This window comes from Streptomyces virginiae, from assembly GCF_000720455.1.
Classification (GTDB): domain Bacteria; phylum Actinomycetota; class Actinomycetes; order Streptomycetales; family Streptomycetaceae; genus Streptomyces; species Streptomyces virginiae.
In genome coordinates, this window is the sequence record NZ_JOAK01000014.1 from 93,061 (window position 1) to 114,226 (window position 21,166).

13 protein-coding genes and 1 riboswitch are annotated in these 21,166 nt (G+C 71.5%); of the genes, 4 read left to right on the forward strand and 9 right to left on the reverse strand.

Annotation, left to right across the window (positions count from 1 at the left end; translation table 11 throughout):
- Positions 1-59: 59 nt before the first annotated feature.
- A riboswitch (cobalamin riboswitch) is annotated at positions 60-178 on the forward strand.
- A gap of 46 nt (positions 179-224) precedes the next feature.
- On the forward strand, positions 225-3,842 hold the full coding sequence (gene cobN, locus IG86_RS0121515) for a cobaltochelatase subunit CobN (RefSeq protein ID WP_030826260.1): 3,618 nt from the start codon (positions 225-227) through the stop codon (positions 3,840-3,842).
- A 116-nt stretch (positions 3,843-3,958) separates the two neighbouring features.
- On the opposite strand, the gene IG86_RS0121520 is transcribed toward cobN, so the two are convergent.
- Together IG86_RS0121520 and IG86_RS0121525 are read right to left on the reverse strand one after the other, a co-directional pair.
- Positions 3,959-4,180: a hypothetical protein gene (locus IG86_RS0121520; RefSeq protein WP_030898817.1), complete on the reverse strand. Its 222-nt coding sequence runs from the start codon at positions 4,178-4,180 to the stop codon at positions 3,959-3,961.
- Positions 4,181-4,279: 99 nt separating this feature from the next.
- The gene (locus tag IG86_RS0121525; protein WP_030898820.1) at positions 4,280-5,794 is read right to left on the reverse strand and encodes an immunity 49 family protein; all 1,515 of its coding nucleotides are present in this window, start codon (positions 5,792-5,794) and stop codon (positions 4,280-4,282) included.
- 355 nt (positions 5,795-6,149) lie between these two features.
- Between IG86_RS0121525 and IG86_RS0121530 the strand changes: the two genes are divergently transcribed.
- From IG86_RS0121530 to IG86_RS0121540, 3 genes are all read left to right on the forward strand, one after another.
- Positions 6,150-6,548 carry an RICIN domain-containing protein gene (locus IG86_RS0121530; RefSeq protein ID WP_030898823.1) on the forward strand — a complete coding sequence of 133 codons (399 nt, stop codon included), beginning with the start codon at positions 6,150-6,152 and terminating at the stop codon, positions 6,546-6,548.
- 322 nt (positions 6,549-6,870) lie between these two features.
- Positions 6,871-8,985, forward strand: coding sequence for an ATP-binding cassette domain-containing protein (locus tag IG86_RS0121535; RefSeq protein ID WP_107056262.1), 2,115 nt, complete (start codon positions 6,871-6,873; stop codon positions 8,983-8,985).
- Between the two features lie 109 nt (positions 8,986-9,094).
- The gene (locus IG86_RS0121540) at positions 9,095-11,353 is read left to right on the forward strand and encodes a terpene synthase family protein (RefSeq protein ID WP_051785318.1); all 2,259 of its coding nucleotides are present in this window, start codon (positions 9,095-9,097) and stop codon (positions 11,351-11,353) included.
- Between the two features lie 50 nt (positions 11,354-11,403).
- Here the strand turns inward: IG86_RS0121540 and IG86_RS0121545 are convergent, their stop codons facing one another.
- The 7 genes from IG86_RS0121545 to IG86_RS0121575 all read right to left on the reverse strand — a co-directional run bounded on the left by IG86_RS0121545 (position 11,404) and on the right by IG86_RS0121575 (position 21,132).
- Positions 11,404-12,648 (reverse strand): GNAT family N-acetyltransferase, encoded by a 1,245-nt coding sequence (locus tag IG86_RS0121545; protein ID WP_030826288.1) that lies wholly within the window; start codon positions 12,646-12,648, stop codon positions 11,404-11,406.
- 145 nt (positions 12,649-12,793) lie between these two features.
- Positions 12,794-14,056, reverse strand: coding sequence for a YncE family protein (locus tag IG86_RS0121550; protein WP_030898830.1), 1,263 nt, complete (start codon positions 14,054-14,056; stop codon positions 12,794-12,796).
- 131 nt (positions 14,057-14,187) lie between these two features.
- Positions 14,188-15,339 carry an XdhC family protein gene (locus IG86_RS0121555; RefSeq protein WP_030826309.1) on the reverse strand — a complete coding sequence of 384 codons (1,152 nt, stop codon included), beginning with the start codon at positions 15,337-15,339 and terminating at the stop codon, positions 14,188-14,190.
- 106 nt (positions 15,340-15,445) lie between these two features.
- Positions 15,446-16,909, reverse strand: coding sequence for an NCS2 family permease (locus IG86_RS0121560; protein WP_030665364.1), 1,464 nt, complete (start codon positions 16,907-16,909; stop codon positions 15,446-15,448).
- Between the two features lie 328 nt (positions 16,910-17,237).
- Complete coding sequence (pucD, locus tag IG86_RS0121565; protein WP_030826312.1) at positions 17,238-19,634, reverse strand: xanthine dehydrogenase subunit D; 2,397 nt, start codon at positions 19,632-19,634, stop codon at positions 17,238-17,240.
- 2 nt (positions 19,635-19,636) lie between these two features.
- On the reverse strand, positions 19,637-20,236 hold the full coding sequence (locus IG86_RS0121570; protein WP_030826315.1) for a (2Fe-2S)-binding protein: 600 nt from the start codon (positions 20,234-20,236) through the stop codon (positions 19,637-19,639).
- Positions 20,237-20,238: 2 nt separating this feature from the next.
- Positions 20,239-21,132, reverse strand: coding sequence for an FAD binding domain-containing protein (locus IG86_RS0121575; protein WP_030826327.1), 894 nt, complete (start codon positions 21,130-21,132; stop codon positions 20,239-20,241).
- Positions 21,133-21,166 lie beyond the last annotated feature (34 nt).

Sequence of the window (21,166 nt, forward strand, 5' to 3'; positions counted from 1 at the left end):
CGGCCACCCCCACTCCCGACCACCGCAAACGCCACCTAGGATGACCACCGGCGGCCCGCACGGTCCGCCGTCGCCGAGGACGGCGACATGGGAGGAAGCCCGGTGCGAATCCGGCGCGGTCCCGCCACTGTGAACCCGGCAGAGCCACACGGCCGGGTGAGTCAGGAACTCCCGCTGTCCTCACTGCCCGGGGCGCGGAAACCCCGAGGAAGGCCTGCCGCCGCATGATCCTGCTGCTGTCGACGTCCGACACCGATCTGCTCAGCGCTCGCGCAGCGAACACGGCGGACGCCCCCGTCCCGTACCGGTTCGCGAACCCCTCCCGCCTTCCCCTCGACGACCTCCCCGGCCTCCTCGACGGGGCCGACCTGGTCGTCGTACGCCTCCTCGGCGGCCTGCGCGCCTGGCAGGACGGCCTGGACCTGCTGCTGGCCCCCGGCCAGACCCGCCCGGTCGTGGTCCTGACCGGCGAACAGGCCCCGGACGCCCAGCTGATGGAGGCCTCCACGGTCCCGATCGGCATCGCGGCCGAGGCGCACGCCTACCTCGCGCACGGCGGCCCGGCCAACCTCGGGCAGCTGGCCCGGTTCCTCTCCGACACCGTCCTGCTCACCGGTCACGGCTTCGAGCCGCCCGCCGCCGCCCCCACCTGGGGCCCCCTGGAGCGCACCGCGCAGCGCACCGACGGCCCCGAGGTGGCCGTGCTCTACTACCGCGCCCACCAGATGAGCGGCAACACCGGCTTCGTGCACACCCTCTGCGAGGCCATCGAGGCCCACGGCGCCCGGCCGGTCCCCCTCTACGTCTCCTCCCTGCGCAGCCCGGAGCCGGGGCTCGTCGAAGCCCTGGGGTCCGCGGACGCGGTCGTCACCACCGTCCTCGCGGCCGGCGGCACCAAGCCCGCCACCGCCTCCGCGGGCGGGGACGACGAGTCCTGGGACGCGGGCGCGCTCGCCGCGCTCGGCGTGCCGATCCTCCAGGCCCTGTGCCTGACCGGCTCCCGCGCCGCCTGGGAGGAGAACGACGAGGGCCTCTCGCCGCTGGACGCCGCGACCCAGGTCGCCGTGCCCGAGTTCGACGGCCGCCTGATCACCGTCCCGTTCTCCTTCAAGGAGTTCGACGAGGACGGCCTGCCCGCCTACGTGGCCGACCCCGAGCGGGCCGCCCGGGTCGCGGGCATCGCCGTACGCCACGCCCGGCTGCGGCACATCGAGCGCCGCGACAAGAAGATCGCCCTCGTCCTCTCGGCGTACCCGACCAAGCACTCCCGCATCGGCAACGCGGTCGGCCTGGACACCCCGGCCAGCGCGGTGGAGCTGCTGCGCACCCTGATCGCCGAGGGCTACGACTTCGGCCCGGTCCCCGAGATCCCCGGTCTGGTCTCGGGCGACGGCGACGAGCTGATCCGCGCCCTGATCGAGGCCGGCGGCCACGACCAGGACTGGCTCACCGAGGAGCAGCTGGCCCGCAACCCGGTCCGCATCCCCGCCGCCGACTACAGGCGCTGGTTCGCCGAGCTCCCGGCCGAGCTGCGGGAGAGCGTCGAGGAGCACTGGGGCGAGGCCCCGGGCAACATGTTCGTGGACCGCTCCGCGAACCCCGAGGGCGACATCGTCCTGGCCGCCCTGCGCCGCGGGAACCTCCTCATCCTCATCCAGCCGCCGCGCGGCTTCGGCGAGAACCCGATCGCGATCTACCACGACCCCGACCTGCCGCCGTCGCACCACTACCTGGCCGCGTACCGGTGGATCCAGGCGCGCGCGGAGGACGGCGGCTTCGGCGCCGACGCGATGATCCACCTGGGCAAGCACGGCAACCTGGAGTGGCTGCCCGGCAAGAACGCGGGCCTGTCCGCGGCCTGCGCCCCGGACGCCGCCCTCGGCGACCTGCCCCTCGTCTACCCGTTCCTGGTCAACGACCCGGGCGAGGGCACCCAGGCCAAGCGCCGCGTGCACGCCACCCTGGTCGACCACCTGGTGCCGCCGATGGCGCGCGCGGAGTCGTACGGCGACATCGCGCGGCTGGAGCAGCACCTGGACGAGTACGCCCAGATCTCCGCGATGGACCCGGCGAAGCTGCCGGCCATCCGCGCGCAGATCTGGACGCTGATCCAGGCGGCGAAGCTCGACCACGACCTGGGTCTGCAGGAGCGTCCGGACGACGACGGCTTCGACGACTTCCTGCTGCACGTCGACGGCTGGCTGTGCGAGGTCAAGGACGCCCAGATCCGCGACGGCCTGCACGTGCTGGGCGGCGCGCCGACGGGTGAGGCCCGGGTCAACCTGGTCCTCGCCATCCTGCGCGCCCGGCAGATCTGGGGCGGCACCGCGGCCCTTCCGGGTCTGCGCGAGGCGCTCGGCCTGGACGAGTCCGCGGCCACCCGTACCTCGGCGGACGCCGTCGAGGAGACGGCCCGCGCCCTGGTGCAGGCGATGGAGGACGCGCACTGGGACCCCGCAGCGGTCTCCGCGGTCGCCGCGGACCATTCCGCGGAGGTGGCGGCGGTCCTGACGTTCGCCGCGAACGAGGTCGTGCCCCGGCTCGCGGGCACCACGGACGAGATCGCCCACGTGGTCGCGGCCCTGGACGGCCGGTTCGTCCCGGCCGGCCCCTCGGGCTCGCCGCTGCGCGGCCTGGTCAACGTCCTGCCGACGGGCCGCAACTTCTACTCGGTCGACCCCAAGGCCGTTCCGTCCCGGCTCGCGTGGGAGACGGGCCAGGCCCTGGCCGACTCCCTGCTGACGCGCTACCGCACCGACAACGGCGAGTGGCCGGCCTCGGTCGGCCTGTCCCTGTGGGGCACGAGCGCGATGCGCACGGCGGGCGACGACGTCGCCGAGGCCCTCGCGCTGCTCGGCGTCCGACCGGTCTGGGACGAGGCCTCGCGCCGTGTGACCGGGCTGGAGCCGATCCCGCTCGTGGAGCTGGGCCGGCCGCGCATCGACGTGACGCTGCGCATCTCGGGCTTCTTCCGCGACGCGTTCCCGCACGTGATCGGCCTGCTGGACGACGCGGTGCGGCTCGCGGCCTCGCTGGACGAGCCGGAGTCCGAGAACTACGTCCGCGCGCACGCCCAGGCGGACCTGGCCCTGCACGGTGACGAGCGCCGCGCGACGACCCGTATCTTCGGATCGCGCCCGGGTACGTACGGGGCGGGCATCCTGCAGCTGATCGACTCCCGCGACTGGCGCACGGACGCCGACCTGGCGGAGGTCTACACGGTGTGGGGCGGCTACGCCTACGGCCGCGGCCTCGAAGGACGCCCCGCCCGGGACGAGATGGAGACGGCCTACAAGCGGATCACGGTCGCGGCGAAGAACACCGACACGCGCGAGCACGACATCGCGGACTCGGACGACTACTTCCAGTACCACGGCGGCATGGTGGCCACGGTCCGCGCGCTGCGCGGCACGGCCCCGGAGGCGTACATCGGCGACTCCACCCGCCCGGAGACGGTCAAGACCCGCACCCTGGTCGAGGAGACCAGCCGCGTCTTCCGCGCCCGCGTCGTGAACCCGAAGTGGATCGAGGCGATGCGCCGCCACGGCTACAAGGGCGCCTTCGAGCTGGCGGCCACGGTGGACTACCTCTTCGGCTACGACGCCACGACGGGCGTGGTCGCGGACTGGATGTACGACAAGCTGACCGAGACGTACGTCCTGGACCCGGTCAACCGCGCCTTCCTGGAGGAGGCCAACCCGTGGGCCCTGCACGGCATCGCGGAACGCCTCCTCGAAGCCGAGTCGCGCGGCATGTGGGAGAAGCCGGACGCGCAGATCCTCGAAGCGCTGCGCCAGGTGTACCTGGACACCGAGGGCAACCTGGAGGGTGAGGCGGAGTAGGTCCGCCGCTCGCCGGCCGCACGACGAAGGCCGTCCTCCTCACCCGTCAGCGGGTGGGGAGGACGGCCTTCTCGCCGTCGGACCCGCGTACCCCGAGTACGCGCACCGCCGGCCGGCTACACCCTGACGGTCTGGTTCAGCGCGACGAGGGCCTGCGCCCAGCGCACGTACTTCAGCTGCCCGAAATCGGCGACGGTCTTGACGCCGAACGCCTCGTGGAGCAGTTCGCCGTCCTTCTCGCTGACGCCCTTGAGCGCGGCCACGGGCGCTGCCAGCACATCGGCCAGCGGCTTGTCGGCCCACGCCTTGTCGAGCACCTTGTCCAGATCGATCGCCATGAAAGTCCCTCCGGGAACATCGGCACATCGGCACCTCGTACGCGGGCAAACCTAACTCAATCGGACAATCACCCCGCGCTGCGGCACGCCGCCGGTGTGTCAGGAGATGTGCTCGACCCGCTTGCCGTCGACGAGGTACCGGGGCAGGTAGGGCAGCTCGGGGTCGAGGGGGAAGCCGAGGTCGTGGGCGAGGCAGGCCATGGCGAGCACGCCGAGCGCCACCCGGGCGCGGGGCGCCCCGGACTCCCCCCAGTAGCCGCCGTGTTCCGCGAGGGCCTCGGTGAGCGCCGCGCCGAAGGCCTCGTGGTCCCGGGTGAAGAGGCGGTGGAAGAGCGCGACCGGCTGGTAGTCGACGCGGTTCACGAACCCGTCCGGGGAGTGGGTGAGCGTCTCGGGGAGGGACGCCTGCATGGTGGCGAGCAGCTTCTCCACGACCGCGTCGCCGGCGCCGCCGGAGAGGTAGGTCCGCAGGGTGTCGACCCAGTGCAGGACGTAGGCGTCGACGGTGTCGTCCTGCCGCAGCGTCTCCAGCGGGACCTGGCACAGCCGGGCCACCCGGTCGTGCGCGCGGCAGGCGAGCGCGAGGTAGACGGCGTCGAGCCAGGCACGGGCATCGGCGGGCGGGGCGGCGGGCGCGGCGGGCAACCGGAGGGTGTTCTCCTCGCCCAGGTACCACTGCTCCGACTCGGATCCGGTGAACAGCGCGGAGCCGAGCCGCACGGCCGTCTCCCAGGCGTCCCACGTGACGAGCTCGGACACGTGCGGATCGGCGATGCAGCGCACATGGGCGAGCGCAAGGGCAGAGGCGAAGGCGTCCCCCAGCCCCGACGGATCCTGCGCGACCCGCGCCACCGACTCGACGGTCGCGCCGGTCAGTGCGACCGGATCCGGGGCGGCTCGCTCCCCGGCGGGGGTGGCGATCCGGCCGGCACGGTCGAGGCGGACCAGGCCCTTCATCAGGGCGAGCAGCTCCTGCGGCGGCTGCAGCGACAGCGTGCGCGTATCCTCGTCGACGACCGTGAGGGAGGTCAGGCCGCCCCGGTGCCACCAGTACACCCGCGGCGACAGGCTTCCGGGCCCGTCCTCGTAGGCGCCCAGGGCGTACATGGCCAGGTCGTTGAGGGCGTCCACCACCGAGCCGTCGGCTATCGGGTGGAAGGCCAGCAGGTGCCGGGTGGGGAGGACGACGAGGGCGCCGGCGGACGGCAGCGACGCACCGGTGACCTGCCGCGCCAGCTCCCCGAGGTACAGCGCCTTGGAGGCCACGAAGTGCGAGTCGCCGAAGACGGACTGCAGCGTGGCATGCCCCTCCAGGGAGATCTCCTCGTGCGTGACGGGTACCCGCATCAGGTTGGAGTACGCCGCCTGCCCCAACTCCTCGATCCCGACGCGCTCCACGTCCTTGTCGGTGAGGGAGCGCACGCTGGTGGGCCCGTCGTAGGCGTAGGCGAAGACCAGCTCGTCGGCCACGACCCGGGCGTACCGCATGCCACCGGCGACCTCGGGCGTGATCAACCCGACGGGCAGCAGCCGCGCGTGCACCCCACGCAGCAACTCCTCGACGCTCTCGCCGCCGTGCCCGGCGCTGGATTCAGATGAGTTGTCTCGATTCACCCCCGAACCCTACGAGACACCGCCGACATCACGGCGCCCAGGCCTCGGGAGGTCCCGTTCCCGTTCCGGATCCTCCGTCAGGCTCCGAGCGGTACAGGCTGACGGACAGACAACGCACGAAGCCGCGCGGCCCCTTGCCGACCGACGGGACGAACAGGCGGCTCGGCCCACATCGGCGCCGGAATCCGGGTCGGCGTCCGGTTCCTCGTTGAGGGACAGTTCGCCTCCACTCCACACCGGGGGCAACCTCATCTCCAGAACACCGCGGAACTCGACGTCCAATGCACCGAGTCCAGGCAGACCGCCCCAGCTGCGCAGCACCAGTTGCGGCCTGCCGGCCACCAGCTTGGTGCGGTTGCCGATCTGGTCGTACTCGTACTGCTGCCAGTACGGGGCCGGCCCGCCCACGCTCGGCTTGCCGCTGCCGTCGACCGCGGGCGCCGCGCTGTTGGTGCAGCCGCCGATGCCGCGGACGCTGGGCTGCGGCGCGGTCGTGGTGGTACCGGTGTCGGTCCACGCCTGGGTCAGGCGGCCCGGACTCCGCGCCTGTGACGGCAGCGCGCCGAGCCAGAAGTTCCTCCCGCGCGCGGACGGGACCATTTACAACCCCGTCTCGGGCCGCTGCCTCGACCTCGGCAACGCCGACACCACGCCGGGCAGGCAGCTCTGGCTCTGGGACTGCAGCGGTTCCGACGCGCAGCGCTGGAGCGTTCCCGTCCTCGGCACGGCGCCGCTGCCCGTACCCGCCGCGTAGCTCCCTCGGCGCACAACGGAGGCCGTCTCCCCGCCTCGGGGGGCGGCCTCCCGGCATCCGGGCGGCGGGGCGGGCGCAATCCCTCGAAGGGGGGGCATCGACACCTCCGGGTGGTTCGAACGCCCGGTGACCGCGCGGCCCTTGGGGTCCGGGCGGGCGTCGCAACTGTGTGCGGACGTTCGTTCCCCGCGGGCCGTGACGCCGCTCTGAGCAGCCACGTTCTTCCGGCGTCAGTTCGCAGCCGCAGCGCCTCGGGAGGAATCTTGCGATCCGTGCACGTTCATGTGGTGTTCGACCCGGCACCGGGCGGAGGTGACCTCGCATGAGGCTCCTCAAGCGGCCCACGGCCCTCCAGCCCGCCGTCTCGGCGAGCGAGCGGCGACTCTTCGGCGGGCCCCTGCGCTACGACGCCGGCTGGTCCAACCACGACTACGCCCGCCTCGAAGGGCGGCTCCTGTCCACCCTGCGCTCCATGCCCCGCATGGTCGCCGGGACCCTGCGCCTGGCGTGGGACACCGACCGGCCGGCCCTGCTCACCGTCGCCGCCTCCGAGGCCGGGCAGGGGGTCACCTCCGCCGTCGGGCTGCTCGTCCTGAGCGAGGTGCTCCGTACGCTGCTCGGCGCCGGCAGTCCCGCCGAGCGGCTGCACGCCGCGATGCCCGCCCTGGCCGCCGGGGCACTGGTCGCCGTACTGGGCGCCGTACTGGCCTCCCGGTCCACGGCGGCCGCCGGACGGCTGGAGCCGAAGATCGAACGGGCCGCGCACGAGCAGTACTTGAAGGCCGCCGTCGAGGTGGAGCTCGAAGCCATCGAGGACGGGGAGTTCCGGCGGCTGCTGGACAGCGCCCAGTGGGGACCGCCCTCGGCCCGCCGCACCGTCGGCGCCTGCGTGGCCACCCTCGGCGGGATCATCTCCCTCGTCGCCACCGCCGGGGTCCTGACCGTGCTGCACCCGCTGCTGCTGCCCATGCTGCTGCTGATCGCCGCCCCGCGCGGCTGGGGCGCGATGCGCGTGGCGCAGCGCCGCTACCTGTCGGTCATCACCTGGGTCGAGCACGTACGGGCCGCCCGGCTCATCGGCCAGCTGCTGATCTCCCGTACGTCGGCCCCCGAGGTGCGGGTGCACGGCGTCGGCCGCTACCTGCTGGGCCACTACCGCAACATGGCCGAGGTCGCCGAGACCGAGGCCACCCGCCTGGCCAAGGACAAGGCGGCCACCGAGTTGCTCGCCGCCGCGCTCTCCGGCGCCGCGGCGCTGATCACGTACGGGGCGATGATCGTGCTCATCGTCACCGGGCGGATGGACCTCGCGGTCGCCGGCACCGCCGTGATCGCGGTGCGCACCGGGTCGGCGAGTCTCGGCGCGCTGGTGGCCACCACCAACACCCTGCACGAGGAGTCCCTCTACGTACGGGACCTGGAACGGTTCGTCGCCGAGGCCGGTCGGCGGGCCATCCCCGGCGGCGGGCTGCCACTGCCCGAGCGGCTGGGAACGCTGCGGCTGGAGGACGTCCGCTTCAGCTATCCGGACCGGGGCGAGCCCGCGCTCGACGGGGTCTCCCTCACCATCGGGGCGGGTACCGTCGTCGCGCTGGTCGGCGAGAACGGCTCCGGCAAGAGCACCCTGGTCAAACTGCTCGCAGGCCTGCACCTGCCCGACTCCGGCTCGCTGACCTGGGACGGCGTCGATGTACGGGACGCCGACCGGGAGCAGGTCTTCGACCGGGTCGCGCTCCTCACCCAGGACTTCGAGCGGTGGCCGGTGACCGCTCGCACCAACATCGCCATCGGCCGGCCCGGGCAGGACGGGGCCGAGGAGGCGGTGGAGCGGGCGGCGGACGTGGTCGCCGCGGCCCGGTACGCGGGGGCCGACCGCGTGGTCGAGAAGCTCCCGAACGGCTACGAGACCCTCCTGGCACGGGTGTTCAGGGGTGCCTCGGAGCTCTCCGGGGGCCAGTGGCAGAAGTTCGGGCTGGCCCGTACGCGCTACCGGGACGCCCGGGTCATCGTCGTCGACGAGCCCACCTCCGCGCTGGACCCGGAGGCCGAGATCGCCGCCTTCGACAGCATCCGGGGGCTCGCCGGGCCGCAGCGCGCCGTCGTCCTCGTCACGCACCGGATGTCCGGCGTGCGGTACGCCGACGTCATCTACGTGCTGCACGAGGGGCGGCTCGTCGAACAGGGCGGCCACGAGGAACTGCTGGCGCTCGGCGGCCGGTACGCGTCGATGTTCCGGATGCAGGCCGAGCAGTTCGCCCAGCACCCCCAGCCGCACCCCCAGCCGCAGCCCCAGCCGCAGCCCGAGCCCCAGCCGCAGCCCGAGCCCCAGCCCGAGCCGCAGCCCGGCCCCGGTCCCCACCTCCGGCCCCGCCGGTCCGCCCCCTCCCCCATCCCCCGCCAGACCGGCGCGTCGCCCACCGACACCTCCGTCACCTGATGCGGTGAACTCCCCCTTATCCCGCTGACACCGCGGGTAGCGCACTGCTGATCTCTTGCGGGGGCCGGGTCACCGGCCCCCGCACCTTTGACGAAGGGCCTGTACCGCCGTGACGCAGCCGTTCCAACTGCCGGACTTCTACGTGCCGTATCCGGCGCGACTGAACCCCCACCTGGAGGAGGCGAGGACGCACAGCAAGCAGTGGGCCCGCGACTTCGCGATGCTGGAGGGTTCCGGCGTCTGGGAGGAGAGCGACCTCGACTCGCACGACTACGCGCTGCTGTGCTCGTACACCCACCCCGACTGCGACGCCGAGGCGTTGTCGCTGGTCACCGACTGGTACGTGTGGGTGTTCTTCTTCGACGACCACTTCCTGGAGACCTTCAAGCGCTCGCAGGACCGCGACGGCGCCAAGGCCTACCTCGACCGGCTGGCCGCCTTCATGCCGATGGACCTGGCCCGCGGCTTCCCCGAGCCCACCAACCCCGTGGAAGCCGGCCTCGCCGACCTGTGGCGGCGAACCGTTCCCTCGATGTCCGCCAACTGGCGGGAACGCTTCTCCTTGTCCACGAAGAACCTCCTCGACGAGTCGATGTGGGAGCTCGCCAACATCGACATCGGGCGGGTGGCCAACCCCCTCGAATACATCGAGATGCGCCGCAAGGTGGGCGGTGCCCCCTGGTCCGCCGGCCTGGTCGAGTACGTGGCCGCCGAGGTCCCCGCGCGCGTCGCGCACGCGCGCCCGCTCGGCGTGCTGCGGGACGCCTTCTCGGACGCGGTCCACATCAGGAACGACCTCTTCTCCTACGAACGGGAGGTCACGGACGAGGGTGAACTCTCCAACGCGGTCCTGGTCCTGGAGACGTTCCTCGGCTGCACCACCCAGGAGGCCGCGGAGGTCTCAAACGACCTGCTGACCTCCCGCCTCCAGCAGTTCGAGCAGACCGCCCTGTGCGAACTCCCGCAACTCTTCGCCGACTTCGCCCTGGAGCCCGCCGAGATCGCGGCCGTCCTCGCTTACACCAAGGGCCTGCAGGACTGGCAGTCCGGCGGCCACGAATGGCACATGGTCTCCAGCCGCTACATGAACAAGGAGGCCAGGGCCACCGCCCCGCTCACCCTGCCCTTCATGCCGTCCGGGCCGGGCACCAGCGCCCTCGACCTGCGGTCCGTGTTCACCCGGCGCTCGCTGGAGCTGCGCCGCCGCTCCTTCACCCACGTCCCCTTCGAGCGCACCGGGCCCTCCGTGATCCCGGAGATCTACATGCCCCATCCGCTTCGCCTGAGCCCTCATCTGGCTCACGCGCGCGAGGAGTCGGTGGCCTGGGCCCGCCGGACGGGCCTGCTGGAGCCGCAGCCGGGCGATCCCGGTTCCGCGATCTGGACCGAGGAGAAGCTGCGCGGCTACGACTTCGCCCTCTGCTCGGCAGGACTCGACCCGGACGCCACCCCCGCCGAACTCGCGCTCAACGCCTGCTGGCTGACCTGGGGCACCTACGGCGACGACTACTACCCGGTGGTCTTCGCACGGACCAAGGACCTGGCGGCGGCCAAGGCGGCCACGGCCCGGCTGATCGCCCTGCTCCCCGTCGACCACGCCGAGCAGCCGCAGCCGGTCACCGCGATGGAGCGGGGGCTCGCCGACCTGTGGGTGCGCACCAGCGCCGCCATGCCGGCGGAGCAGCGCACCGAGTTCCGGGCGACGGTGGTGGAGATGTTGGAGAGCTGGCTCTGGGAGGTGGACAACGCCGTCCACGACCGCATCCCGGACCCCGTGGACTACGCGGAGATGCGGCGGCGCACCTTCGGCAGCCACCTCACCATGTACCTGTGCCGGATCGGACACCGGGGCCGGGGCGTTCCCGAGGAGATCTACGCCTCGGGGACCATCCGCTCACTGGAGAACGCGGTCGCCGACGCGGCCTGCCTGATCAACGACATCTACTCCTACCAGAAGGAGGTGGAGTTCGAGGGTGAGGTCCACAACCACATCCTGGTCACGCGGAACTTCTTCGACATCGGCTACCCGCAGGCCCTGCACATCTGCCACTCGCTGATGACCCGGCGCACCGAGGAGTTCGAGCACATCGTGGCGACCCAGCTGCCGGTGCTCTACGCCGACTGGAAGCTCGACGCCGAGGCCCGGGCCGCCCTGGACACCTACGTGCAGGAGCTGCGGGACTGGCACGCCGGCGTCCTCAACTGGCATGCGAAGTGCCGTCGTTACCGGCCGGAGGACCTGCGCCGGGCCGACGGCGGCCTGGCCGCAGCAGTCCTCGGCGCCGGCTTCGGCATGGCGGCCGCACGGCTCTCCCCGATCCGGCCGCCCGATCGGCAGGACATCCCCTGGGGAGTGCCCGCAAAGTAGCGTCGGCCGCCCGCGGGGCGGCCGCGCAGGCGGGACTTTGCTGACACGACCTAGAACTCGTCACCGGTGTGCGGCAGTACGGGCGTGCGCAGGGCGTCGTCCAGGGCCGCCGCCGCCCCGGGGGTGTGCTCCTGCACCAGCCCGGCGGCGACGAGGTCGGTGACCCTGGTCCCGCCCAGGTAGCAGGCGGCCAGTTCGCGCACGTCGAGGGCCAGGTCGGCGGCGCCGTCCGCGTGAGCGTACGTCGCCCCGTCCGGCCCGGCCTTGAGCCGGAAGCGCCCGGCGTTGTCGGACAGCCGTGCGTCGTGCACCTCCAGCACCAGTTCCACCGGCGCGGCCCAGGACCGCGCGGTCAGCGCCGCGCCCACGTCGACCAGGCGCAGCCAGAGCGCCGGGAACTGGGCGGTGACCCGCACCTGGTCCCGGTCGGCGGCGAAGTGCAGCAGCGGGTCGTCGGCCGGGCGGCCCCACGCGGAGACCTTGCCGGTGAGGTCGACGGCGGCCACGCACTCCCACAGGGCGGCGGCGACCGCCGGGGTGTCCGCTTCCAGCTCGTCGACCCGTACCAGGCCGGTGGTGCGGGCGGCGGCGCCCGTGGTGTCTCCGGCGGACTCGGGCTTGGTGCGGTAGAGGACGTATCCGGCGACGGGTTCGCCCGGTTCCCCCAGGACGATGATCCGGGGCGGGCTCAACTCCTCGTCCTCCTCGTCCTGTTCGGCCAGCCACTCCTCGCGCCAGCGCTCCGGGCTGCGGCTGGGCCGGCCGGCCCGTCCGGCGCGGGCCGCCTCGTGGTGGGGGCCGATCACGTCGACGGCCTCGTCCGGGTCGACGAGCCGCAGCGGGCGGGGGTCCGGGTCGATGCGCAGGGCCAGCGGCCGGGTCGAGTCGATCTCGATGGTGGCGCCGGTGGTGGCGCCGCCGTAGCCGAAGCGGCCGTAGATGGCGGCCTCGGAGGCCCACAGGGCGGCGATGGGGCGGCCGGTGTCGGTGGCGCGCCGCATCATCTGCGTCATCAGCCCGGTGAGCACGCCGCGGCGCCGGTGGGTGGGCGCGACGCAGACGAAGGTGAGCCCGGGGCAGGGCAGGTCCGCCCCGGGCACCGAGAGCCGGAAGTCGTGCGCGGCCATGAAGCCGACCAGGGCGTCCCCGTCGTAGGCGCCGATCCGGTCGCAGCGCGTGAGCAGCGCGTGGTGCCGCTCGCGGGCCTCCTTCTCGGGCCGGTCGTGGAAGACCAGGTAGGCGAGCTCCAGGGCGCGGTCGATGTCGGCCTCGGGTACCTCACGGATGTCCACCATGATCGGGAGACTAATCGGTCATCGAGGACCAGTCATCCCATATTGGCTTGATCTGCAGCTTCGGCCGGTTTCCGTACCTTCGTCCGGGGAACGACGGCCGGCCCGACTCCGGCCTGATCGGCGAGACACCCCCTACGGACACGCCCTAGCGGCCGGCCGGACCGGTCCAGGAGGCCGGGACGTGGCCGAGCCGGACGCGCTGGGGGTGGTCCCCGACGGGTACGGACACCCGCTTGGCGCCGGTGGCGAAGTCGATGGCCGTCACCTGGTCGGTGCCGCTCTCGGAGATCACGCAGGCGGTCCCGTCACCGCTGACGGTGGCCCAGTAGGGCTTGGAAGCGGGAACGAGCGGCCCCTCGGCGAGGGTGGTCCGGTCCACGACCGTCGCGTAGTCGTCCATGGTGCCCGCGATGCACAGCTTCGCCCCGTCGGGACTCATCGACATGCCGTGGTGCCGGGAGTCGTTGACCCAGGTGGTGCGGTCGGTGCTGGTGGCCGGGTTGGCGGGGAGGTCCTTGAGGCGGGTGATCCGGTCCGAGGCCACGTCGTACTCCAGGAAGCCGCCGAAGAACGACACCTGGAAGTACAGCTTCGACTCGTCGGGGCTGAAGGACACGGGGCGAACGGAGTCGGACAGGTCCTTGCGGCCGAAGGCGTCCAGCCGCTCCCGCATGTCGATCACCCGGACCGTGCGGAAGGTCTGCGCGTCGACCACGGTGATCTTCCGGTCGCCCTTCGTCCAGTCGAGCCAGGGAGCGTCGAGGGCGGTGTTCACCTCGCCGATGGAGCTGTTCCACAGGTAACGGCCGTCACGGGTGAAGGTGTTCTCGTGCGGCTTGTCGCCGGTACGGAAGGAGCCGGCCTGCCGCCCGGTGGCGATGTCCAGGACGTGCACGGTGTTGGAGGTGGAGGCCGAGACGGCGATGCGGGTCCCGTCCGGGGAGACCGCCATGTGGTCGGAGCGGAAACCGGAGACCGGGAAGCGCCAGTTGATCCGTCCGGAGGCCAGGTCGATGGAGACGACGTCGGCGAAGCTGGGGCGGGAGACGACGACCGCCGAGCCGTCCGGGGTGGTGAACATGTCGTCGACGAACTGGTCGTGGCCCTCGCCGGCGCTCTCCCGGATGCCGAGGAAGAAGGCGAGCCTGACCGGGTTGAGGTAGATCTCGTGGAGGCGCTCGCTCTTGTCGGGGATCACGTTGATGCGGCCGACCTTGGCGAGATCACCGGTGGAGGCGAGGACGTCGGCCGTCCCCTCCCAGTTGTTGCCCACGAAGAGCACCTCGCGCAGGCCCTGGGCCGCGGCGGGCGGAGCGGACGCGGTGGCCGTAGTGGCCGGGGCGGGCGTGAAGGCGGTCAGGAGGGTGGCCGCCGCCAGCACGCCCAGGGTTCGCACGGTACGCAACATCCGCTCAACTCCGTTGTGAGGAAGGGACGGAGAGGGGACCCTCCGATTACCGGCGGGTAAAATAGGGGGAGCGGCGAAAGGGCGCAACCCCCACGGGGTGCGCCCTTTTCTCACCTTCCGCCGTCACTCCTTCAAGCGACGGAGCCGATCCTGTCGATCACCGTGTTGGCCACGTCCGGGTGGATCGGGATGTGCGCGCCCGTGAGGGCGACGCCACTGCCGCCGCGGCGGTTCGCGACGATCTCGGCGGCGATGGACAGCGCGGTCTCCTCCGGGGAGCGGGCGCCGAGGTCCAGGCCGATCGGGGAGCGCAGCCGGGCCAGCTCGATCTCGGTGACGCCGACGTCGCGCAGCCGCTTGTTGCGGTCCTCGTGGGTGCGGCGGGAGCCCATGGCGCCGACGTAGGCGACGGGCAGCCTGAGGGCCAGCTCCAGGAGCGGGACGTCGAACTTGGCGTCGTGGGTGAGCACGCACAGGACGGTCCGGCCGTCCACCTCGGTGCTCTCCAGGTAGCGGTGCGGCCAGTCCACGACGATCTCGTCCGCCTCGGGGAAACGGTTCTTCGTCGCGAAGACCGGACGCGCGTCGCAGACGGTCACCCGGTAGCCGAGGAACTTGCCGATCCGCACGAGCGCGGACGCGAAGTCGATGGCGCCGAAGACGATCATCCGCGGCGGCGGGACGCTGGACTCGACCAGCACCTTGAGCGGCTCTCCGCAGAGCCTGCCGTCGGCGCCGATCTCCAGCACGCCGGTCCGGCCGGCGTCGAGCATGGCGCGGGCCTCCTCGGCGATGGTGCGGTCCAGCTCCGGGTGTCCGCCGAGGGCGCCCTCGAAGGGGCCCTCCGTACGGACGAGCACGGCGCGACCCATCAGCTCGGCCGGTCCCTCGGCGATCCGGGCCAGCGCGGCGGCCTCCCCACGGGAGGCGGCGGCCAGCGCGGCCTCGAAGACCGCTCGCGCCGGGGAGCCCACGGGGACCGGGGTGACGAGGATGTCGATGATCCCGCCGCAGGTCAGACCCACGGCGAAAGCATCGTCGTCGCTGTAGCCGAAGCGCTCGCGGACGGTCTCGCCGTCCTCCAGCGCCTGCCGGCACAGCTCGTACACCGCACCCTCCACGCATCCGCCGGAGACCGAGCCGATGGCCGTGCCCTCGCTGTCGACGGCGAGAGCGGCCCCGGGCTGCCGGGGCGCGCTGCCGCCCACCGCCACGACCGTGGCGACGGCGAAGTCACGTCCCTGCTCGACCCACCGGTTCAGCTCTTCGGCGATGTCCAGCATGTACGGCCTCCTCGGAGGATTCGGTTCCAGTATGGGATACGTGGAGGGTGCGGGTGGTGCCGTGTACGGCCGGCGGCGCCGGACCGTACGGGCGGTGCTACGGGGGTCAGCCGACCCCGAGCCAGCCCTCGATCGGGTGGAGCGCGAAGAAGATCAGGAAGATTCCCGTCAGCGCCCACATGAAGCCGCCGATCTCCCGGGCCTTGCCCTGAGCGATCTTGATGGCGACGTAGGAGATGACACCTGCGGCGACGCCTGCGGTGATCGAGTAGGTGAACGGCATGATCACGACCGTCAGGAAGACGGGGATCGAGGTGGAGGTGTCCGCCCAGTCCACGTGGCGGGCGTTCTGCATCATCATCGCGCCGATGACGACCAGGGCCGCGGAGGCGACCTCACCCGGGACGATCTGCGTGATCGGGGTGAAGAAGAGGCAGGCGGCGAAGAACAGGCCGGTGACGACGGAGGCGAGACCCGTACGGGCACCCTCGCCGACGCCCGTGGCGGACTCGACGAAGACGGTCTGGCCGGAGCCACCCGTGACGCCACCGATGGCGCCACCGGCGCCGTCGATGAACAGAGCCTTGGACAGACCCGGCATCCGGCCCTTGTCGTCGGCGAGCTTGGCCTCGGTACCGACACCGATGATGGTGGCCATCGCGTCGAAGAAGCCGGCGAGCACGAGGGTGAAGACGATCATGCCGACCGTCATGTAGCCGACGTCGCCCCAGCCGCCGAAGGACACGTCACCGAAGAGCGAGAAGTTCGGCATCGAGACCGCGGAGCCGTCCAGCTCCGGCGGGCCGTTCTTCCAGGCCTTGGGGTCGATGTCCACGATGGCGTTGAGGATCGCGGCCAGGACGGTGCCGCCCACGATGCCGATCAGGATCGCGCCGGGCACCTTGCGGGCCTGGAGCATGAAGATGGCGATCAGGGTGATGGCGAAGAGCAGGACGGGCCAGCCGGACAGCTCACCGGTGGCGCCGAGCTGGACGGGCGGCATGAACTCGCCGCCGTTGCCGACGAAGCCCGCCTTGACGAAGCCGATCAGGGCGACGAAGAGGCCGATGCCCATGGTGATGGCGTGCTTGAGCGCGAGGGGGATCGCGTTCATGATCATCTCTCGGAGGCCGGTGACGACCAGGAGACAGATCACGACGCCGTAGACCACACACATGCCCATGGCCTGCGGCCAGGTCATCTGCGGGGCCACCTGCGAGGCGAGCACACCGGACACGGAGAGTCCGGCGGCGAGCGCCAGCGGTACCTTGCCGACGAAGCCCATGAGGAGCGTGGTCACGGCGGCGGCGAAGGCCGTCGCGGTGATGATCGCCGAACCGTCCATGGTGGTTCCGGCGACGTCCTTGCCCGACAGGAGCAGGGGGTTGAGCAGGAGGATGTACGCCATGGCCATGAAGGTCGTGATACCGCCACGAACCTCGTTGCCGACGTTGGATCCTCTGTGGGTTATATGAAAGTAGCGGTCGAGCCAAGACTTGCCGGCGGGGTTCAGAGAGCCGTCGCCGGCTTCTTCCGCGGTGGTCTTGGGCTCCACAGACGACTGGGTCATGGTGCCTAACTCCCAAGGTTCAAAGGGGCACCCGCTTGGGGATTGGAGATTGCGGGATTTGGGATGCTGCGTTTGGCTGCACGACCCGGGGTGACGGCCCGAGGCGACGCGAATGTTCACTGCGTGTACTGCGGGTAGTGCGGGGTGACCGCTTGTACTACATGGGGGTTTTCGCAGGGGTACTGCCGTCCGAAGGTGACCGCGAGCGGTGCGGTGCCTCTTCGTGTACTCCGGGCGGTGCGGCGGTGAAGTGTGACGTTCCCAAGTCACACCGCCCGGAGAGTCCGAGGGGGTCCGGGGGCCTCACGGCCCCCGGACCGGGTCCGTCCTAGAGGGTTCCGGTAAGGGCTTCCGGACGGATCGGGGTCTTGTTGAGCTCCAGCCCGGTCGCCTGCCGGATCGCCGCGAGGACGGCCGGGGTGGACGACAGGGTCGGCGCCTCGCCCAGACCGCGAAGGCCGTACGGCGCGTTCGGGTCGGCGAGCTCCAGGACGTCGACCGGGATGGTCGGGGTGTCGAGGATGGTCGGGATCAGGTAGTCCGTGAAGGAGGGGTTGCGCACCTTCGCGGTCTTCGGGTCCACGATGATCTCCTCCATGACCGCCACGCCGAGACCCTGGGTGGTACCACCCTGGATCTGGCCGACCACGGAGAGCATGTTGAGGGCCTTGCCCACGTCCTGGGCGGTCGCCAGCTCGACGACCTTGACCAGGCCGAGCTCGGTGTCCACCTCGACGACCGCGCGGTGCGCGGCGAAGGTGTACTGGACGTGGCCGTCGCCCTGGCCGGTCTTCAGGTCGAAGGCGACCGTCGGACGGTGGCGGAACTCGAGCTCGAGGTCGATCGCCTCGTTCTCCAGGATGTCGGCGATGTCCGCGAGGACCTCGCCGCCGTCGGTGACGACCTTGCCGCCCTCCAGGAGCAGTTCGGCGTGGGCCCAGGCCGGGTGGTAGGAGCCGTTCTTGCGGCGGCCCATCTCCAGCAGCGCCTCGCGGACGTGCTCGCAGGTGTTCTTCACGGCGCCACCGGTCATGTACGTCTGCCGCGAGGCGGACGTGGAACCGGCGGAGCCGACCTGCGTGTCGGCCGGGTGGATGGTCACCTGCGTGACGCCCAGCTCGGTACGGGCGATCTGCGCGTGGACGGTGACACCGCCCTGGCCGACCTCCGCCATGGCCGTGTGGACCATCGCGACGGGCTCGCCGTTGATGACCTCCAGGCGCACGCGGGCGGTGGAGTAGTCGTCGAAGCCCTCGGAGAAGCCGACGTTCTTGATGCCGACCGCGTAACCGACGCCGCGGACGACGCCCTCGCCGTGGGTGGTGTTCGACAGGCCGCCGGGCAGCGCGCGGACGTCCGCGCCCTCGCCGGCGGTCTCCCACTGGCGCTCCGGCGGCAGCGGGCGGGCCTTGACCCGGCGCAGCAGCTCGGCGACCGGCGCCGGGGAGTCCACGACCTGGCCGGTGGGCATGATCGTGCCCATCTCCATGGCGTTGAGCTGGCGGAACTCGACCGGGTCCATGCCCAGCTTCGCCGCGAGCTTGTCCATCTGGGCCTCGTAGGCGAAGCAGGCCTGGACGGCGCCGAAGCCGCGCATCGCGCCACAGGGCGGGTTGTTCGTGTAGAGCGCGATCGCCTCGATGTCGACGTCGTCGATGACGTACGGGCCGACGGAGAGGGAGGACGCGTTGCCGACGACGGCCGGGGAGGCCGAGGCGTAGGCACCGCCGTCGAGCACGATCCTGCACTTCATGTGCGTGATCTTGCCGTCCTTGGTGGCGCCGTGCTCGTACCAGAGCTTCGCCGGGTGGCGGTGCACGTGGCCGAAGAAGGACTCGAAGCGGTTGTAGACGATCTTGACCGGCTTGTTGGTCGCGAGGGCCAGCAGGCAGGCGTGGATCTGCATCGAGATGTCCTCGCGGCCACCGAAGGCGCCGCCGACGCCGGAGAGCGTCATGCGCACCTTCTCCGGCGGGAGGCCCAGGACCGGGGCGATCTGCTGCAGGTCCGAGTGCAGCCACTGCGTGGCGACGTAGAGGTCGACGCCGCCGTCCTCGGACGGCACGGCGAGACCGGACTCCGGGCCGAGGAAGGCCTGGTCCTGCATGCCGAAGGTGTACTCGCCCTCGACGATGACGTCGGCGCGCTTGCGGGCCTCCTCCACGTTGCCGCGGATGATCGGCTGGCGGTGCACGATGTTCGGGTGCGGGACGTGACCGGAGTGGTGGTCGTCGCGGCCCTCGTGGATCAGCGGCGCGTCGGCGGCCAGGGCCGAGGCCTCGTCCGTGACGAGCGGCAGCTCCCGGTAATCGATCTTGATCTTGGCGGCCGCGCGACGGGCGGTCTCCGGGTGGTCGGCGGCCACGAGGGCGACCGGCTCACCGTGGTGACGTACCCGGCCGTTGGCGAGGACCGGGGTGTCCTGGATCTCCAGGCCGTAGTTCTTCATCTCGGCCGGCAGGTCGTCGTAGGTGAGGACCGAGTAGACGCCCGGCAGGGCCAGCGCCTCGGAGATGTCGATGGAGACGATCTCGGCGTGGGCGACGGTGCTGCGCAGGGTCTGGCCCCACAGCATGTCCTCGTGCCACATGTCCGAGGAGTACGCGAACTCGCCGGTGACCTTGAGGGTGCCGTCCGGGCGGAGCGTGGACTCGCCGATGCCGCCCTTGGTGTGCTTCTGGGTGACGTTCGTCGGCGTACCCACGGTGCGGGTGTTCTGGGCCATGGTCAGACCGCCTCTCCCTGACGGGCGGCCGCGAGGCGGACCGCGTCGAGGATCTTCTCGTAGCCCGTGCAGCGGCAGAGGTTGCCGGACAGGGCCTCACGGATGTCCTGGTCGGACGGGTCGGCGTTCTGCTCCAGGAGAGCGTCGGCCTGGACCAGCAGACCCGGGGTGCAGAAACCGCACTGGACCGCGCCGGCGTCGATGAACGCCTGCTGGATGTTGGAGAGCTGGGCGCCCTCACCGGTCTGCGAGTCGGTGCCCTTGGCGGACCACTGCTTGGCCTCGTCCGTGGACACGCCCTTGCCACCGCCGCACGCGCCGGTGCCGCAGCCGTGGCCGTGCTCCTCGCGCTGCTTTGCGAAGTCGGCCAGGCCCTCGACGGTCACGACGTCGCGGCCCTCGACCTGACCGGCGGCCACCAGACAGGAGCAGACCGGCACGCCGTCGAGGCGGACGGTGCAGGAACCGCACTCGCCCTGCTCGCACGCGTTCTTGGAGCCGGGCAGGCCCAGGCGCTCACGCAGCACGTAGAGAAGGGACTCGCCCTCCCAGACGTCGTCGGCTTCCTGCGGACGACCGTTGACGGTGAAATTGACGCGCATGATTACGCAGCCCCTTCAAGCGAGCGGCCGTTCGTGCCGCGGTACTGCTCCCAGGTCCAGACGAGCTGGCGGCGAGCGAGGATGCCAACCGCGTGACGGCGGTACTTCGCCGTGCCACGGACGTCGTCGATCGGGTTGCACGCGGCGGAGGCGAGCTCACCGAACTGCTTGGCGATCGACGGGGTGATGACCTTGCCGTTGTCCCAGAAGCCGCCCTCTTCGAGCGCGGCGTTCAGGAACTCCTCGGCGGCCTTGGCCCGGACCGGGGTCGGGGCGGCCGAACCGATGCCCGTACGCACGGTGCGGGTGTCGGGGTGCAGGGCGAGGCCGAAGCCGCACACCGCGATGACCATCGCGTTGCGGGTGCCGACCTTCGAGTACTGCTGGGGGCCGGTGGCGTTCTTGATGTGCACCGACTTGATGAGCTCGTCGGCGGCCAGCGCGTTGCGCTTGACGCCGGTGTAGAACTCGTCGATCGGGATCATGCGCGAGCCGCGTACGGACTCGACCTCGACCTCGCATCCCGCGGCCAGCAGGGCGGGGTGGGAGTCACCGGCGGGCGAGGCGCAACCGAGGTTGCCGCCGACACCGCCGCGGTTGCGGATCTGCGGGGACGCGACCGTGTGCGAGGCGAGTGCGAGACCCGGCAGCGTGGTGCGCAGGTTCTCCATGATCTGGGTGTACGGGACGGAGGCGCCGAGCTTGGTGACCTCCTCGCCTACCTCCCACTCCCGCAGCAGCTCGATGCGGTTGAGGTCGAGGAGGTACTCCGGACGGCGGTGGTCGAAGTTGATCTCGACCATGATGTCGGTGCCACCCGCAATCGGCACAGCTGTGGGGAACTCGGCCTTAGCGGCGAGCGCCTCCTCCCAGCTGGCGGGGCGAAGGAAGTCCATGTCGGCTCTCTTCTTCTTAATCGGGTCGTTCACT

What these genes read in the sequence shown, in the direction of transcription:
- cobN (WP_030826260.1), top strand. Translation starts at nt 225, where the DNA reads ATGATCCTGCTGCTGTCGACGTCCGACACCGATCTGCTCAGCGCTCGC.
- IG86_RS0121520 (WP_030898817.1), bottom strand. Translation starts at nt 4,180, where the DNA reads ATGGCGATCGATCTGGACAAGGTGCTCGACAAGGCGTGGGCCGACAAG.
- IG86_RS0121535 (WP_107056262.1), top strand. Translation starts at nt 6,871, where the DNA reads ATGAGGCTCCTCAAGCGGCCCACGGCCCTCCAGCCCGCCGTCTCGGCG.
- IG86_RS0121545 (WP_030826288.1), bottom strand. Translation starts at nt 12,648, where the DNA reads ATGGTGGACATCCGTGAGGTACCCGAGGCCGACATCGACCGCGCCCTG.
- IG86_RS0121550 (WP_030898830.1), bottom strand. Translation starts at nt 14,056, where the DNA reads ATGTTGCGTACCGTGCGAACCCTGGGCGTGCTGGCGGCGGCCACCCTC.
- IG86_RS0121555 (WP_030826309.1), bottom strand. Translation starts at nt 15,339, where the DNA reads ATGCTGGACATCGCCGAAGAGCTGAACCGGTGGGTCGAGCAGGGACGT.
- IG86_RS0121560 (WP_030665364.1), bottom strand. Translation starts at nt 16,909, where the DNA reads ATGACCCAGTCGTCTGTGGAGCCCAAGACCACCGCGGAAGAAGCCGGC.
- pucD (WP_030826312.1), bottom strand. Translation starts at nt 19,634, where the DNA reads ATGGCCCAGAACACCCGCACCGTGGGTACGCCGACGAACGTCACCCAG.
- IG86_RS0121570 (WP_030826315.1), bottom strand. Translation starts at nt 20,236, where the DNA reads ATGCGCGTCAATTTCACCGTCAACGGTCGTCCGCAGGAAGCCGACGAC.
- IG86_RS0121575 (WP_030826327.1), bottom strand. Translation starts at nt 21,132, where the DNA reads ATGGACTTCCTTCGCCCCGCCAGCTGGGAGGAGGCGCTCGCCGCTAAG.